Here is a 13,696-nt window from a genome sequence, read left to right on the forward strand (position 1 = left end):
GGGACTGGGTTCCTGCCTTCGCAGGAACACAGCGCGCTTAATGTCCACAAATGGCTAATAGCCGCCCTATAACCGTTCCAGCAGCCGTTCGGCCTGCGCGCGGGCTTCGGCGGTGATCTCCGCGCCGGAAAGCATGCGGGCGATTTCCTCGCGCCGTTCGCCGTCGCTGAGCGCACGGACGCCGGTGCGCGTGACCGTGCCGCCATTCACGCTGGCGCTCGACTTGGCGATCAGCATATGGCCCGCGCCCCGTGCCGCCACCTGCGGACTGTGGGTGACAACGAGAATCTGGTTGCCATGCGACAAACGTGCGAGGCGATCACCAATGGCGGAGGCGACCGCTCCCCCGACTCCGCGATCGATCTCATCAAAGATCAACGTGTCCGCCCCGCCCTGTTCGGCCAGAGCAACCTTGAGCGCCAGGATGAAGCGGGACAGTTCACCGCCCGATGCAATCTTGACCAGTGGCGCGAAGGGCGCGCCGGGATTGGTGGAGATTTCGAATTCCACCCGGTCCATGCCATGGGCGCCCCATTGGCCTTCGTCCTGCGGCGCGACCACGGTGCGGAAGCGGGCGGCATCCAGTTTCAGCGGCGCCAGTTCGGCAGCAACGGCGGCATCGAGCCTGCCGGCGGCCATTTGCCGTTGGGCCGACAGGGATTGAGCCGCTTCGCGGTAAACGGCGGCTTTGGCCTTCACGTCCGCTTCCAGCAGGGCGAGATGTTCCTCCCCGTCCTCAATGGCGGCCAGTTTCGCGGCCATGTCATCACGCATGGCGGCAAGCTCGTCGGGTTGGACCTGATGCTTGCGCGCCAGCCCACGCAGGTCGAACAGACGGGTTTCGATCGCGTCGAGCCGGGCCGGATCGAAACTCAGCGCATCGGCGGCTTCGATCAGGCGGTCTTCGGCTTCGCTCGCCTCTATGACCGCACGGTCGAGCGCGGCGAGCACTTCGGCCAGCGGCTCATATTCACTGACGATTCGGTCGAGCCGCCGGGCGGCCTGACGCAATTGGGCAAGGCCGCCATCGGAGCCGGTGAAGCAATCGGTGACGGCGGACAGGTCGTCGGCCAGGCGCGCGCCCTTCTGCATGGTCGCGCGTTCCTCGGCCAGCGTGGCTTCCTCTCCGGCCTCGGGGGCGAAACGGCTGAGTTCATCCACCGCGTGGGTCAGGTAATCGCGATCGCGGGCGGCGCTTTCGACGCTGGCGCGGCTTCCGGCGAGGCGATCCGCAGCGGCTCGCCATGCGTGAAAGGCGGTGCTGACGGCGCCCGTGTCGCAGCGGCCATAGGCGTCGAGCAGGACGCGGTGGCCGCGCGGATTGAGCAGGCCGCGATCGTCATGCTGGCCGTGGATCTCCACCAGAGCGCCGCTAAGCTCGCGCAGCAGGGCGGCCGAACAGGCCTGATCGTTGATGAAGGCGCGACTGCCGCCATCGGCCTTGACCATGCGGCGGATGATCAGCGGCTCGCCCGGTTCCAGATCGATGCCATTGTCGGTCAGCAAATCGGTCGCGCGATGGTCGGCGTGCGGTGCGTCGAAGGTGGCGGTGACGCTGGCCTGCGCTTCGCCGGTGCGGACAAGGCCGCTGTCCGCGCGGGCGCCCAGCGCCAGACCAAGCGAATCGAGCAGGATCGATTTCCCTGCGCCCGTTTCCCCGGTCAGCACGCCAAGGCCCGGCCCGAAATGCAGGTCCAGCGCCTCGATCAGCACGACATTGCGGATGGACAGGGCAGTCAGCATGGCAGGCTTCTACCCATTATCGCACAAAAGGAGAACAAGCCAGCGGCTGATGGCGCACCTTATGCCTTGTTGGGATGTTCCCGCATGAGTTTGTAGGAACGCTCATACCATTTCGAACCCGGATAGTTCTTGCCCAGCACGGCGGCGGCCTTCTGCGCTTCGGCGGGAATGCCGAGCGAGAGGTAGCTTTCGACCAGACGCTCCAGAGCTTCCGGGGTATGGGTGGTCGTCTGATATTTGTCGATCACCGTGCGGAAGCGCAGCGTCGCCGCCAGCCACTGGCCGCGCCGCTGGTAGAAACGGCCGACCTCCATCTCCTTGCCCGCGAGATGATCGTTGACGAGGTCGAGCTTCAACCGCGCGTCGGCGGCATAGCGCGTGTCGGGATAGCGGCGGATCAGTTCGCCCAGCGCGTCCAGAGACTGCTGGGTGATCTTCTGGTCGCGGGTGACATCGGCAATCTGTTCATAATAGCAGAGCGCGATCAGATAATAGGCGTAGGGCGCATCCTTGTTGCCCGTATGGATCGACAGGAAGCGCTGTGCCGCGCCGATCGCTTCGGGATAATCCTGATTCATATAATAGCTGAAGGCCGACATCAGCTGCGCCCGGCGCGCCCAGGGCGAATAGGGATGCTGCCGCTCCACCTCATCGAACAGCGCGGCGGCGAGCTTGTACTGCCCGCGATCCAGGCGATATTTGCCCGCATTGTAGAGCGTCGACACGTCGCGCGCGACATATTGGGTGTCGGCCTTGTTCTTCGACGTCGCGCAGCCCGCGAGCAGGGCAGCAAGCAGAAGCGGTGCAGTGGCCGCGCCGATGCGCGTGATGGTTTTCGTCAGCATGGCCGGGTCATAGCCGAGCGAGTGCGCCTCGCCAAGCGGCAGATTAGTGGCAAGGGATGCTATATGCGGGCAGGCAGGTCGAGCCGTGCTATGGCGCCGCCCTGCGCCGCCGGCTGAAGCGAGAAGCGGCCGCTCAACTGCGCGGCCAGCGCATTGGAGATTCTGAGGCCCAGACTCTGGCTGCCGCTGATGTCGAAATCAGACGATATGCCCTTGCCATCGTCGATGACCCGAAGCACGATGCCTTCACCCGACCTGTCCAATCCCACCTGAATGCTGCCGCCGCGATGGGGCAGGCCGTGTTCTATCGCATTGTTGACCGCTTCGGTCACGATCAACGCCAGCGGCACGGCGATATCGGGTTCGAGAATCAGGTCTTCGGGAGCCTCGACAGTGATGGCGATGTCGTCCCGGCCGCTCGCCTCCATCACATCGGCGGTCAACGTCGCCAGAAAGGCGCGGATATTCTGCCCTTCGCCCGATGGATTATAGAGCGCGCGGCTGATGCGGCCGACCAGCGCGAGGCGGGCCGAAGCGTCATCCAGAGCACGGCGGGCCATGTCATGGTCGACATGCCGGCGCTGAAGCGAGAGCATCGCCGCCACGACCTGAAGATTATTGGACACGCGATGCTGCAATTCGTGAAACAGCAGCTCGCGATTTTCGGCCAATATGCGGCTGCGCTCGCGTTCGACCCCCAGGTTGAAATTCGCCCTCTGCATGAAGTGGATGAGCGCGATGTCCACGGCGACGACCACGCCGTAGAAGCCGAGCGCCAGCGCCACTCCCGGATTGAAGGCAAAGGCCATGCGGGGCGGGATGAAGAAATACCAGGACAGCAGGCCGCAGAAAAGACCCGCATAGATGCCCGGTCGCACCCCGAAGAGAAAAGAGGAGAGGATGACCGCCGGGAAGAATGAGACGAATGGATAACCAAGCGGCATCGCGATTTCGGCGATGCTGCGAACAGCCAGAGCGATCAGACAAAGCGCGGTCGTCAGGAAATAGGCTTGCCAGGGTCTTCGCAGGACAAGCGGCAGGCGCTCGACGAATCTTTCGTTTTTGCGCTGCATCTGTACCCCCGGAGCCCTTGTTACAGTAACATAACTTCTGCGCGCGCCAATTGATCGAGATCAGGAAAATGCCCGGTTCATCGAAAAGGGCGTCCGGTTGTCCAGACGCCCTTTCCTTTTCAGATATCAGTCGTGGCTGCGCAATCAGTCCTGGGTCAGGAAATCGGGCAGGCCGGCATTGGAGCCGTCGTCATCGCCGCCGCCATTGCCCTTGCCTTCGCCACGCGGGCCACGGTCGCGGCGCGGGCCGCGATCGCCGCCACGGCCGCCACGATCACCGCCGTCGCGGCGCGGGCCACGGCCGCGATCGCCACGGTCGCCGCGATCACCACGGGGTTCGCGGGGTTCGCGCGGCGGACGGGTGTCTTCCAGTTCCGCGCCGGTTTCCTGATCGACGACGCGCATCGACAGGCGAACCTTGCCGCGCGGATCGATTTCCAGAACCTTGACCTTCACTTCCTGGCCTTCCGACACGACGTCGGTCGGCTTTTCGACGCGCTCATTCTTCATTTCGGAGACGTGGACGAGGCCGTCCTTGCCGCCCATGAAGTTCACGAACGCGCCGAAGTCGACGATGTTGACGACCTTGCCGGTGTAGATCTTGCCGACTTCCGCTTCCTCGACAATGCCGAGAATCCACTTCTTGGCGGCCTCGATCTGGCTGAGGTCGGACGAGCTGATCTTGATGATGCCTTCGTCGTCAATGTCGACCTTGGCGCCGGTTTCCGCGACGATCTCGCGGATGACCTTGCCGCCGGTGCCGATGACGTCGCGGATCTTCGCCTTGTCGATCTGGATCGTCTCGATGCGCGGGGCATGGGCCGACAGCTCGGTGCGGGTCGAGGACAGCGCCTTGTTCATCTCGCCAAGGATATGCGCGCGGCCATCCTTCGCCTGGGTCAACGCGGCTTCGAAGATCTCGCGCGTGATGCCCGCGATCTTGATGTCCATCTGCATCGTGGTGATGCCTTCGGACGTGCCCGCGACCTTGAAGTCCATGTCGCCGAGGTGATCCTCGTCGCCCAGGATGTCCGACAGGATCGCATAATCCTTGCCTTCGAGGATCAGGCCCATCGCGATGCCCGAGACGGGGCGCTTGATCGGCACGCCGGCGTCCATCATCGCGAGGCTGCCGCCGCAGACCGACGCCATCGACGACGAGCCGTTCGACTCGGTGATGTCGCTGGTGAGGCGGATCGTGTAGGGGAACTCGTCCTTCGTCGGCAGCACGGGGTGCAGCGCACGCCATGCGAGCTTGCCATGACCGACTTCGCGGCGGCCCGGCGCGCCGAAGCGGCCGACTTCACCGACCGAATAGGGCGGGAAGTTATAATGCAGCATGAAGCTTTCATAATGAACGCCGGTCAGGCCGTCGATCATCTGCTCGGCGTCCTTGGTGCCCAGCGTGGTGGTGCAGATCGACTGCGTCTCGCCACGGGTGAACAGCGCCGAACCATGGGTGCGCGGCAGGAAACCCACCATCGCTTCGATCGGACGGATCTGGGTGGTGGTGCGGCCGTCGATGCGCTTGCCGTCCTTCAGGATGGCGGTGCGGACGATTTCGGCTTCCAGCTTCTTGGTCAGCTTGATGCCGGCCATGACGGTCTGGGCATCGAGGCCGTCGGCCGCGAACTGGGCCTTCGCCTTGGCGCGGGCTTCATTGAGCGCGTTCGAGCGGGCCGACTTGTCGGTCAGCTTGTAGGCGGCGGTGATGTCCTTGCCGATCAGCTTCTTCAGCTTCTTCTTCAGGTCATCGAGGTCATCCCCCTTGGCGACGTCCCACGGGTCCTTCGCGGCCTTTTCAGCGAGGTCGATGATCGCGTTGACGACCTTCTTCGACGCTTCATGCGCGAACAGCACGGCGCCGAGCATGACGTCTTCCGACAGTTCCTTGGCTTCGGATTCGACCATCATCACCGCGTTGCCGGTGGCGGCGACGACCAGGTCGAGTTCGCCGGTCTTCACTTCGTCGAGCGAGGGGTTCAGCTGATATTCGCCATCCTTGTAACCGACGCGGGCAGCGCCGATCGGGCCCAGGAAGGGGACCCCCGACAGGGTCAGCGCGGCCGAAGCGGCGATCATCGCGACGATATCGGGCTCGCTCTCGCCGTCGAAGCTCAGGACCTGAGCGATGACGTTGATTTCGTTATAGAAACCTTCGGGGAACAGCGGGCGGATCGGGCGGTCGATCAGGCGGGAAACCAGCGTTTCCTTTTCCGTCGCGCCACGCTCACGCTTGAAGAAGCCACCCGGGATGCGCCCTGCGGCCGAATATTTCTCCTGATAGTGGACGGTCAGCGGAAAGAAGTCCTGTCCCTCCTTCACCGATTTGGCGGCGGTCACGGCGCATAGCACCACGGTTTCGCCATAGGTCGCCAGCACGGCAGCGTCGGCCTGACGCGCGATACGGCCGGTTTCGAGCGTCAGGGTCTTGCCACCCAGCTCGATTGATACCTTCTTTACATCGAACATGCTTTTTTCCTTCGCCCGCCTGGCCCTATTGCCGGGCGGGGCCTGTCTGCGCGCTTATCCGGCGCGCGGCGGTTCGGGGCGATGATCGGCCCCCTTGACCAGACGATCACACCGGATTGTGCGACCACCCATATTGCGTGTTCCTGCGAAGGCAGGAACCCAGTTCCAGCGTTTCAACTGGGCTCCGGCCTTCGCCGGAGCACGGCAGTTCCAAAACCCCAGAATCGGAAACGGCCCCGCTGGGGGGCCGTCCCTTCTTTAGCAGGCTTACTTGCGCAGGCCCAGCTTTCCGATGAGGTCGGTGTACCGCGCCCCATCCTTTTTCTTCAGATAGTCCAGCAGCGAACGGCGCTTGTTGACCAGCATCAGCAGGCCGCGACGGCTGTGGTTATCCTTGTGGTGACCCTTGAAATGCTCGGTCAGGTTCGAAATGCGCTCCGAGAGGATCGCAACCTGGACTTCCGGCGAACCGGTGTCGCCTTCGGCGCGGGCATGTTCCTTGATCAGCGCTTCCTTGCGCTCAGCAGTAATCGACATCGGCTTCCTTTCTGTACCTAGAGATTAAAGCCGCGCACCACCCGGATTTCCGGGCCACTGGCTTCGACCAGCGCGACGGGCGTGTCGCCCTCCATCGCCAGCATCAGGCCGGTATGCGGTTTCCCCACAAGCACCTTCCCCTGTCGGAGAGCCAGCGCATCGTCGGGAGAGACTGCGAGAGCCGGGATGTCGTCCAGCCCCGCCGTCAACGGCAGCATGAGCTGCGCGATGCCGCCGCCCCTAGCAGCTTCGTCCAATTTGTCCAGCGAAATCGCGGTTTCCAGGGTGAACGGCCCCGCCTTCACCCGGCGGAGCATGGTGACATGGCCGACCGTGCCGAGCGCCAGCGCGATGTCCCGGGCAAGGCTGCGGATATAGGTGCCCTTGGAGACATGGGCGGTGAGGGTGATTTCATTGACGGGCTCGTCGTTTCCGCGCAGGCAGAGGCTGTGGATCGTCACCGCTCGGGTCTTCATCTCCACATCCTGCCCGGCGCGGGCGAGGTCATAGGCGCGCTGGCCGTCGATCAGGATCGCGGAATAGGCGGGCGGCGCCTGTTCGATCGGGCCGGTGAAGCGGGGCAGGATCGCCTCCACATCGGCCAGCGTCGGGCGATGGTCGCTCGTTGCGATTTCCCTGCCTTCAAGGTCCAGCGTGTCGGTCTGGATGCCGAACCCAATCGTGAAGTCGTAAATCTTGTCGCTGTCGAGCATCCGCCCGGCGAGCTTGGTCGCCTCTCCAATGGCGACGGGCAGCACGCCGGTCGCCAGCGGGTCCAGCGTGCCGCCATGGCCGACCTTCCACTTGCCCACGCCGCTGATGCGCAGCGCGCGCTTGACCGCGCTCACCGCCTGCGTGGAGCCGAGGCCATGGGGTTTGTCGAGGATGATCCAGCCGTGCATGGCGGCGGCCCTTATAGGGACCGCCCGTCCTTGTCAGCCCTTCTTCTTGGCCTGGGCGGGCGGGCCGTCACTATGGGTGAAGCTGATGATCGGGCAGCGCTGACCGCGCACGATCACAGCCCCGAACCTGTCGAGCGTGTCGATCCCGCGCGTCTCGAAACCCACCGCATTGGCGAAGGGCAGATCATGGCAATTGCCCATCAGCTGCGCATAATACCAGCGGCGATGCTGGTCCTGTACATAAACGCCGCGCGAGCCGTCAGCCTGCCAGTTCCAGACGCCGCCATGGTTGACGAACGGGATCGAGGCTTCGCTGCGGGCGGGCGGCTGTTTCGCGGCGGAGGCGGTTCCACCCGCGATCAGCAGGGGGACGGCCAGAAAGGCGGCCGAAATATAGCGGAACATGGTCCTAATCTCCTTCATCAGAAGCCGAACCCCCTGTTGCTCCATCCTTATGACGCCAAGATAGGGCGTGGACCGCCCGATCGGGAGGCCATGGCGACAGTTTGTTACAAAAGATCAGCCGCGCATCCGCTCGGTAAAATGGTGGCGGCAGAGCGCGACATAGCGGTCATTGCCGCCGATTTCGGTCTGCGCGCCGTCGCTGATCGGGTGCCCTGCCCCATCGACGCGCAGGTTCATGATCGCCTTGCGGCCGCATTCGCAGATCGTCTTGATTTCGGTGAGCGTGTCGGCAAGGCCCAGCAAAGCGGCGCTGCCTTCGAACAATTGCCCCTGAAAATCGGTGCGGATGCCGTAGCAGAGAACCGGGATATGGAGCCGGTCGCAGACGGCGGCGAGTTGCCAGACCTGCGCCGCGTTCAGGAACTGGGCCTCATCGACCAGCACGCAGGAGAGCGGGGTTTGCGCCTGTTCAGCGGCGATGGCATCGAACAGGTCGGTGGCGGCTTCGAACAGATGCGCCTGCGCCTCCAGCCCGATGCGGGAGACGATGCTCCCCTGGCCGTGGCGGTCGTCTATCGCGGCGGTCCAGAGCATGGTTTCCATGCCCCGCTCGCGATAGTTGAAGCTGGATTGCAGCAGGGTCGTGGATTTCCCCGCATTCATCGAGCTGTAGTAGAAATAGAGCTTCGCCATGGGTCAGCGGGCCATCGGCGCGATTTGCTTGAGGAAGCGCACCAGCGCGTCGGCCAGCGCGATGCGCTTGTCGGAGAAACTGTGGTCGGTCGGCCAGACCATCAGGCGGGTGTCGGGATTGGCGGATTGGGCATCGGCCGTGACCTTGCGCGCCATGGCGCCGATGCCGCGCTCCGCGCCGATGATGCTGAGCGGGCGGCGGCCATAGCCAACCAACTGGCGGCCAAGGTCGAATTTTGCGGTGTTGGCGCTGATTTCGGCGGTCAGGCTCTCATAGGTCGCGCCCTGGAGCGGCGGCAGATCGCCCGCCACTTCGGCTTTCCATGCCGCTTCGCCTTGTGGCGTGGAGAGCGCGGCGACGGTTTCGGACGGGTCCCACGGATCGATCAGGAACAGGCCTGCGACATGGGGGTCGGCGGCGGCGACGTCGGCGGCCATGAAACCGCCCATGCTATGGCCCGCGATGACTATGGCGCTGGTGTCGATGCGATATCGGGCGACGGTCGCGGATTGCTGGAGGAATTGGAGCGCGTTCCAGGCATCTTCCGAGGCATGGGTGAAGGAAAAGCTGCCGGGGCTGCCCCAGGACCCGCGATAATGGAGCGTCAGGACGTTCCATCCGGCACGGCGGGCGGCCTGGGCGAGATCGAGATTCTGCTCATTGCCGGGAAAGCCGTGGAGCAGGAGCAGCGTCGGGTGCAGGCCCGATCCGGCGGCGGTGTAGAGAACCGCATTCAGCGCGCCATCTTCGGAGGGGATGGCAAAGGCGATCATGCCTGCGGGATAGGCGGCGTCGGGGGCGGGATCGCTGATGACGGCGGGATGGATCGCCGGTTCCTTCGCGGCCAGCGGCGCCGTCAGCGCCAACAGTCCACCTGCGAAAATCGCCATCCTTTTCATGCGCCTTGTCCCCCCCTTGGTTGCTTGCGGGAGAGACGCTGTTAACCGGGCCGCGCCGTCTCGTCGATGGGAATAGGCACGTCGACGGGATTACGCGCCCTCTTCAGGTTCTTCCAGATCGCGGGCGACCTTGGGGTCACGGAGCAGCCTGTCGATATGGCTACCCTCATCGAAACTCTCGTCCGCGAGGAATTTGAGCTTCGCCGCATATTTCAGGCGAATGCGGGTCGCGACCTCGCGCTGGAGATAGGCGGTGTTGGTGCGCAGGGCCTTGATGACCGCCGCCTCGTCCTGCCCCAGCAGCGATTTGATGAAGACCGTCGCGTGACGCAGATCGGGCGACATGCGGACTTCGGTGACGCTCACCACATGGCTGGCGAGGATGTCATCATGCACGTCGCCGCGTTGCAGGATGTCGGACAGGACGTGGCGCACCTGTTCGCCTACGCGGAGCAGACGGACGGAGGGGCCTTCGGATTGTTGGGCCATTGCCAAAAACTCCCCCCTCCCCTGGGAGGGAGGGTTTTCTTACATTACAGCGTGCGGGCGCGTTCCTCGACCTCGAACAGTTCGAGCGTATCGCCGACCTTGATGTCGTTCGTGTCCTGCAACACCACGCCGCACTCCATGCCGGCGCGGACTTCGGACACATCGTCCTTGAAGCGGCGCAGCGAGGCGATGTGGGTGCGCGACACGATGACATCGTCGCGGGTAAGGCGCGCGGACAGCCCCTTGCGGATGATGCCGTCCAGGACGAGCAGACCCGCCGCCTTGTCCTTCTTGCCCGCCGGGAACACCTGAAGCACCTCGGCGCGGCCGACGATGGTTTCGATGCGTTCCGGAGCCAGCTGGCCCGCCATTTCGCCGCGAACTTCCTCAAGCAGATCGTAGATCACGTCATAATAGCGCAGCGAAATCTTCTCGCGCTCCGCCAGCTGACGCGCCTTGGCATTGGGACGCACGTTGAAGCCGATCAGCGGCGCACGGCTGGCTGCGGCCAGCGTGACGTCGCTTTCGGTGATCGCGCCGACGCCCGAATGCAGGATGCGGACCTTGATCTCGTCGGTCGAGATGCGGTTCAGCGACGACACGATCGCCTCGACCGATCCCTGCACGTCGCCCTTCACCACCACCGGATATTCGATGACGGTCGTGTTGAGCGCCGAGAACATATGTTCGAAGCTGGTCGGAGCGGTCGTAGTACGCTTCTTGGTCGCCTGCTCCTGACGGTAAGCGGCGACTTCGCGGGCGCGGGCCTCATTCTCGACGACGGTGAGCTGGTCGCCAGCCAGCGGAACGCCCGACAGGCCCAGAACCTCGACCGGGGTCGAGGGACCGGCGGTCTTCACATTCTGGCCCTTGTCGTTGATGAGGGCGCGGACCTTGCCGCTCTCCGCACCGATGACGAAGGTGTCGCCGACCTTCAGCGTGCCCTTGCGGACCAGCACGGTCGCGACCGCGCCACGGCCCTTGTCGAGCTGCGCCTCGATCACATTGCCTTCGGCGGCGCGATCGGGATTGGCGGTCAGTTCCATGACCTCCGCCTGGAGCAGAATCTTGTCGATCAGTTCGTCCAGACCCGTCTTCTTGAGCGCGGACACCTGCACGTCCTGCACGTCGCCGCCCATATCCTCGACAACGATCTCATGTTCCAGCAGGCGCTCACGCACCTTTTGCGGGTTCGCTTCGGGCTTGTCGCACTTGTTGATCGCGACGATCATCGGGACGCCAGCGGCCTTGGTGTGGTTGATGGCTTCGATGGTCTGCGGCATCAGCCCGTCATCGGCCGCCACCACGAGGATGACGATGTCGGTGACGTTCGCGCCGCGCGCGCGCATTTCGGAGAAGGCCTCATGGCCCGGCGTATCGAGGAAGGTGATGATGTCACCACCCTTGGTCGTCACCTGATAGGCGCCGATATGCTGGGTGATGCCGCCGCTTTCGCCCGCGACCACATCGGTCCCGCGCAGCGCGTCGAGCAGCGAGGTCTTGCCGTGATCGACATGGCCCATGATGGTCACGACCGGCGCGCGGGCCTGAAGCGTTTCGAGCGCGTCAACCTCGCCTTCCATGCCGATTTCGACGTCCGCATCGGACACGCGCTGGATGCGGTGGCCGAATTCCTCGACCAGCAGCTCCGCCGTATCCTGATCGATCGGCTGGTTGAGCGTGACGGCGGTGCCCATCTTGAACAAGGACTTCACCAGATCCGCGCCCTTTTCGGCCATGCGGTTGGCGAGTTCCTGAACGGTGATGCTTTCCGGCACGACCACGTCGCGCGACTGCTTCTCGCGCGGCTGGGCGCCGCCCGAATAATGGGCGCGACGTTCCTTCTCGCGGGCGCGCTTGAGCGCGGCGAGGCTGCGGGCGCGGGCGCTGTCATCGTCCGCAAGGGCGCGGGTGACGGTCAGCTTGCCGGCCTGACGGCGATTGTCATCGCCGCGCTTGGCGCGGTCGGGCTTCGCCGGTTCGGGGCGCTTGACCGGCGCTACGGGCGTGAAGCGGCGCGGCGGCGGCACGGTCGAAGAGGCGGTGGTCGTCGGCGCGACCGCGGGTGCAGCCGGAGCGGCTTCGGCCGGCGCGGCAGCAGCGGGCGCCGCCGGAGCCTCGACCGGCGCAGGCGCACTGGCGGCCTCCTCGATGGCCTTGGCTTCCGCTTCGGCAGCGCGGGTGGCTTCCACCTCGGCGGCTTCGGCAGCGAGGCGATTTTCCTCTACGCGACGCTTTTCCTCCTCGGTCGCGGCCAGGCGCTGCGCATCTTCGCGGCGGCGCGCATCTTCCAGCGCGGTCATGCGGGCTTCCTCGGCCTCGCGGAGCAGCTTCGCCTGCAATTCCTGACGGGACATCAGGCTCTGCGGAGGGGCCTGACGCACCGGAGCGGGCTGCGGCGCGCGAGCCTGGGGCTGCGGCGCTGTGGGGACCGGTGCCGCCGGAGCCGCGGATGCGGGCGCGGCTTCGGCCTGCGGCTCAGGCGCAGCGTGACCGGCCTCACCCGGCTTGCCCAGGATGCGGCGCCGCTTCACCTCAACCACGACCGTATTCTTGCGGCCGTGGCTGAACTGCTGCTGCACCTGACCGGACTCGACCGTGCGCTTGATCCCCAGCGGCTTGCGGCCCAGAACCGGCTTGTCTTCCTTGCTGTCACTCATACGACTGAACTATACCCTTCACATCAACCCGACCGGCAAGGCCCGTCGGCGCCTTCATTCAAAATGCTGCTTCAGGCGCCCAGCACACCGGCGGAGTCCTGCTCCCCATGCACCGGCGCCCCGTTAGCGCAACCCAGATAGCTTTCCAAGCGGCTGATAGCCGCACGCAGACGCGACGCCGCACGCGAGTCGGTCACTGCGATATGGACGACATTATCCCGCCCCATTGCCATAGATAGGGCGTGTCGGTCCACAGGCAAGACGATGCCCGCCAAATCCGTGCCCTCGGCTTCCTGTCCGACGCGGAGCGCCTGGTCGAGTTTGCGGTTGCCATCGGCCGCCGCGTCGGCGGCGTGGAGCAGCAGCGTCACGTCGCCCTTGCGGCAGGCGACGTCGATCTTTTCCGAGCCGGTGAGGACCATGGAAGCCTTCGCCTCCAGCCCCAGTCGGTCGAGCAAAGCCTTGCGCAGCCCATCCTCGATCAGTTCGGGCAAGCTGTCCGGAATTTGCAGTTCGCCGGTCTTGAACGCGCGGGCCAGCGCGCCCTTCAGCTTGCCCTTGGCGAGGGCCTGTTCGACTTCGGCGCGCGACACGCCGATCCACGCGCCACGGCCGGGCGCCTTGGCGCGGATGTCGGGCAGGATTTCCCCATTCGGGCCGCAGGCGAGGCGGACGAGCATTTCCGGGTCGGCGCGATCGCCCGACAAAATGCATTTGCGTTCGGTCATGCGCGCACCTCCTTCCATGAGGAGACGTTGATGGCGATTGCTGCGCAATCGCACCCACCCCCTACCCCTCCCTTGAAAGGGAGGGGAGTTGATGAGGTAGCGCTATAAGGTTGGCTTAGCCTCTCATCGGGAAGTGACCGCAGCATTGGCGTCCTCCCCAGGCTTGGGCGCAGGCGCGCGGTCAGCGATCAGCTGCCCGCCCGCCGCATAATTTTCCGTCGAGATTTCGGAAATCACCACCTGCACGGC

12 protein-coding genes and 1 pseudogene are annotated in these 13,696 nt (G+C 64.7%); all 13 read right to left on the reverse strand.

From position 1 onward, the window contains the following. Positions 1 to 66: 66 nt before the first annotated feature. Positions 67 to 1,743 carry a DNA repair protein RecN gene (recN, locus tag RUH75_RS21660; protein WP_313809269.1) on the reverse strand — a complete coding sequence of 559 codons (1,677 nt, stop codon included), beginning with the start codon at positions 1,741 to 1,743 and terminating at the stop codon, positions 67 to 69. Positions 1,744 to 1,802: 59 nt separating this feature from the next. Beyond that, entirely contained in the window at positions 1,803 to 2,588 is a 786-nt protein-coding gene (locus RUH75_RS21665; protein WP_313809270.1) for an outer membrane protein assembly factor BamD, read from the reverse strand. Positions 2,589 to 2,647: 59 nt separating this feature from the next. Next, complete coding sequence (locus tag RUH75_RS21670; protein ID WP_313809271.1) at positions 2,648 to 3,661, reverse strand: sensor histidine kinase; 1,014 nt, start codon at positions 3,659 to 3,661, stop codon at positions 2,648 to 2,650. Between the two features lie 144 nt (positions 3,662 to 3,805). After that, positions 3,806 to 6,133 (reverse strand): polyribonucleotide nucleotidyltransferase, encoded by a 2,328-nt coding sequence (gene pnp / locus RUH75_RS21675; RefSeq protein WP_313809272.1) that lies wholly within the window; start codon positions 6,131 to 6,133, stop codon positions 3,806 to 3,808. Positions 6,134 to 6,400: 267 nt separating this feature from the next. Further along, positions 6,401 to 6,670 carry a 30S ribosomal protein S15 gene (gene rpsO / locus RUH75_RS21680; protein WP_313809273.1) on the reverse strand — a complete coding sequence of 90 codons (270 nt, stop codon included), beginning with the start codon at positions 6,668 to 6,670 and terminating at the stop codon, positions 6,401 to 6,403. Between the two features lie 17 nt (positions 6,671 to 6,687). Continuing rightward, positions 6,688 to 7,572: a tRNA pseudouridine(55) synthase TruB gene (truB, locus tag RUH75_RS21685; RefSeq protein ID WP_313809274.1), complete on the reverse strand. Its 885-nt coding sequence runs from the start codon at positions 7,570 to 7,572 to the stop codon at positions 6,688 to 6,690. Between the two features lie 33 nt (positions 7,573 to 7,605). Beyond that, a complete protein-coding gene (locus RUH75_RS21690; protein WP_313809275.1) occupies positions 7,606 to 7,977 on the reverse strand; it encodes a DUF6491 family protein in 372 nt (123 codons plus the stop codon). A 114-nt stretch (positions 7,978 to 8,091) separates the two neighbouring features. Then, positions 8,092 to 8,670 (reverse strand): thymidine kinase, encoded by a 579-nt coding sequence (locus tag RUH75_RS21695; protein ID WP_313809276.1) that lies wholly within the window; start codon positions 8,668 to 8,670, stop codon positions 8,092 to 8,094. Between the two features lie 3 nt (positions 8,671 to 8,673). Continuing rightward, the gene (locus RUH75_RS21700; protein ID WP_313809277.1) at positions 8,674 to 9,570 is read right to left on the reverse strand and encodes an alpha/beta fold hydrolase; all 897 of its coding nucleotides are present in this window, start codon (positions 9,568 to 9,570) and stop codon (positions 8,674 to 8,676) included. A 90-nt stretch (positions 9,571 to 9,660) separates the two neighbouring features. Next, entirely contained in the window at positions 9,661 to 10,059 is a 399-nt protein-coding gene (rbfA, locus tag RUH75_RS21705) for a 30S ribosome-binding factor RbfA (RefSeq protein ID WP_313809278.1), read from the reverse strand. 44 nt (positions 10,060 to 10,103) lie between these two features. Continuing rightward, complete coding sequence (gene infB / locus RUH75_RS21710; RefSeq protein WP_313809279.1) at positions 10,104 to 12,719, reverse strand: translation initiation factor IF-2; 2,616 nt, start codon at positions 12,717 to 12,719, stop codon at positions 10,104 to 10,106. Between the two features lie 71 nt (positions 12,720 to 12,790). After that, positions 12,791 to 13,447 carry a DUF448 domain-containing protein gene (locus RUH75_RS21715; RefSeq protein WP_313809280.1) on the reverse strand — a complete coding sequence of 219 codons (657 nt, stop codon included), beginning with the start codon at positions 13,445 to 13,447 and terminating at the stop codon, positions 12,791 to 12,793. Between the two features lie 123 nt (positions 13,448 to 13,570). Further along, positions 13,571 to 13,696, reverse strand: a pseudogene (locus tag RUH75_RS21720) (isomerase); the annotation flags it as partial.

The organism is Sphingobium sp. (genome assembly GCF_032153725.1).
In the GTDB taxonomy this organism is placed as follows: Bacteria; Pseudomonadota; Alphaproteobacteria; order Sphingomonadales; family Sphingomonadaceae; genus Sphingobium.

Excerpts from the sequence above, each read along its gene's own strand:
- recN (WP_313809269.1), bottom strand. The coding sequence starts at position 1,743 with ATGCTGACTGCCCTGTCCATCCGCAATGTCGTGCTGATCGAGGCGCTG.
- RUH75_RS21665 (WP_313809270.1), bottom strand. The coding sequence starts at position 2,588 with ATGCTGACGAAAACCATCACGCGCATCGGCGCGGCCACTGCACCGCTT.
- RUH75_RS21670 (WP_313809271.1), bottom strand. The coding sequence starts at position 3,661 with ATGCAGCGCAAAAACGAAAGATTCGTCGAGCGCCTGCCGCTTGTCCTG.
- pnp (WP_313809272.1), bottom strand. The coding sequence starts at position 6,133 with ATGTTCGATGTAAAGAAGGTATCAATCGAGCTGGGTGGCAAGACCCTG.
- rpsO (WP_313809273.1), bottom strand. The coding sequence starts at position 6,670 with ATGTCGATTACTGCTGAGCGCAAGGAAGCGCTGATCAAGGAACATGCC.
- truB (WP_313809274.1), bottom strand. The coding sequence starts at position 7,572 with ATGCACGGCTGGATCATCCTCGACAAACCCCATGGCCTCGGCTCCACG.
- RUH75_RS21690 (WP_313809275.1), bottom strand. The coding sequence starts at position 7,977 with ATGTTCCGCTATATTTCGGCCGCCTTTCTGGCCGTCCCCCTGCTGATC.
- RUH75_RS21695 (WP_313809276.1), bottom strand. The coding sequence starts at position 8,670 with ATGGCGAAGCTCTATTTCTACTACAGCTCGATGAATGCGGGGAAATCC.
- RUH75_RS21700 (WP_313809277.1), bottom strand. The coding sequence starts at position 9,570 with ATGAAAAGGATGGCGATTTTCGCAGGTGGACTGTTGGCGCTGACGGCG.
- rbfA (WP_313809278.1), bottom strand. The coding sequence starts at position 10,059 with ATGGCCCAACAATCCGAAGGCCCCTCCGTCCGTCTGCTCCGCGTAGGC.
- infB (WP_313809279.1), bottom strand. The coding sequence starts at position 12,719 with ATGAGTGACAGCAAGGAAGACAAGCCGGTTCTGGGCCGCAAGCCGCTG.
- RUH75_RS21715 (WP_313809280.1), bottom strand. The coding sequence starts at position 13,447 with ATGACCGAACGCAAATGCATTTTGTCGGGCGATCGCGCCGACCCGGAA.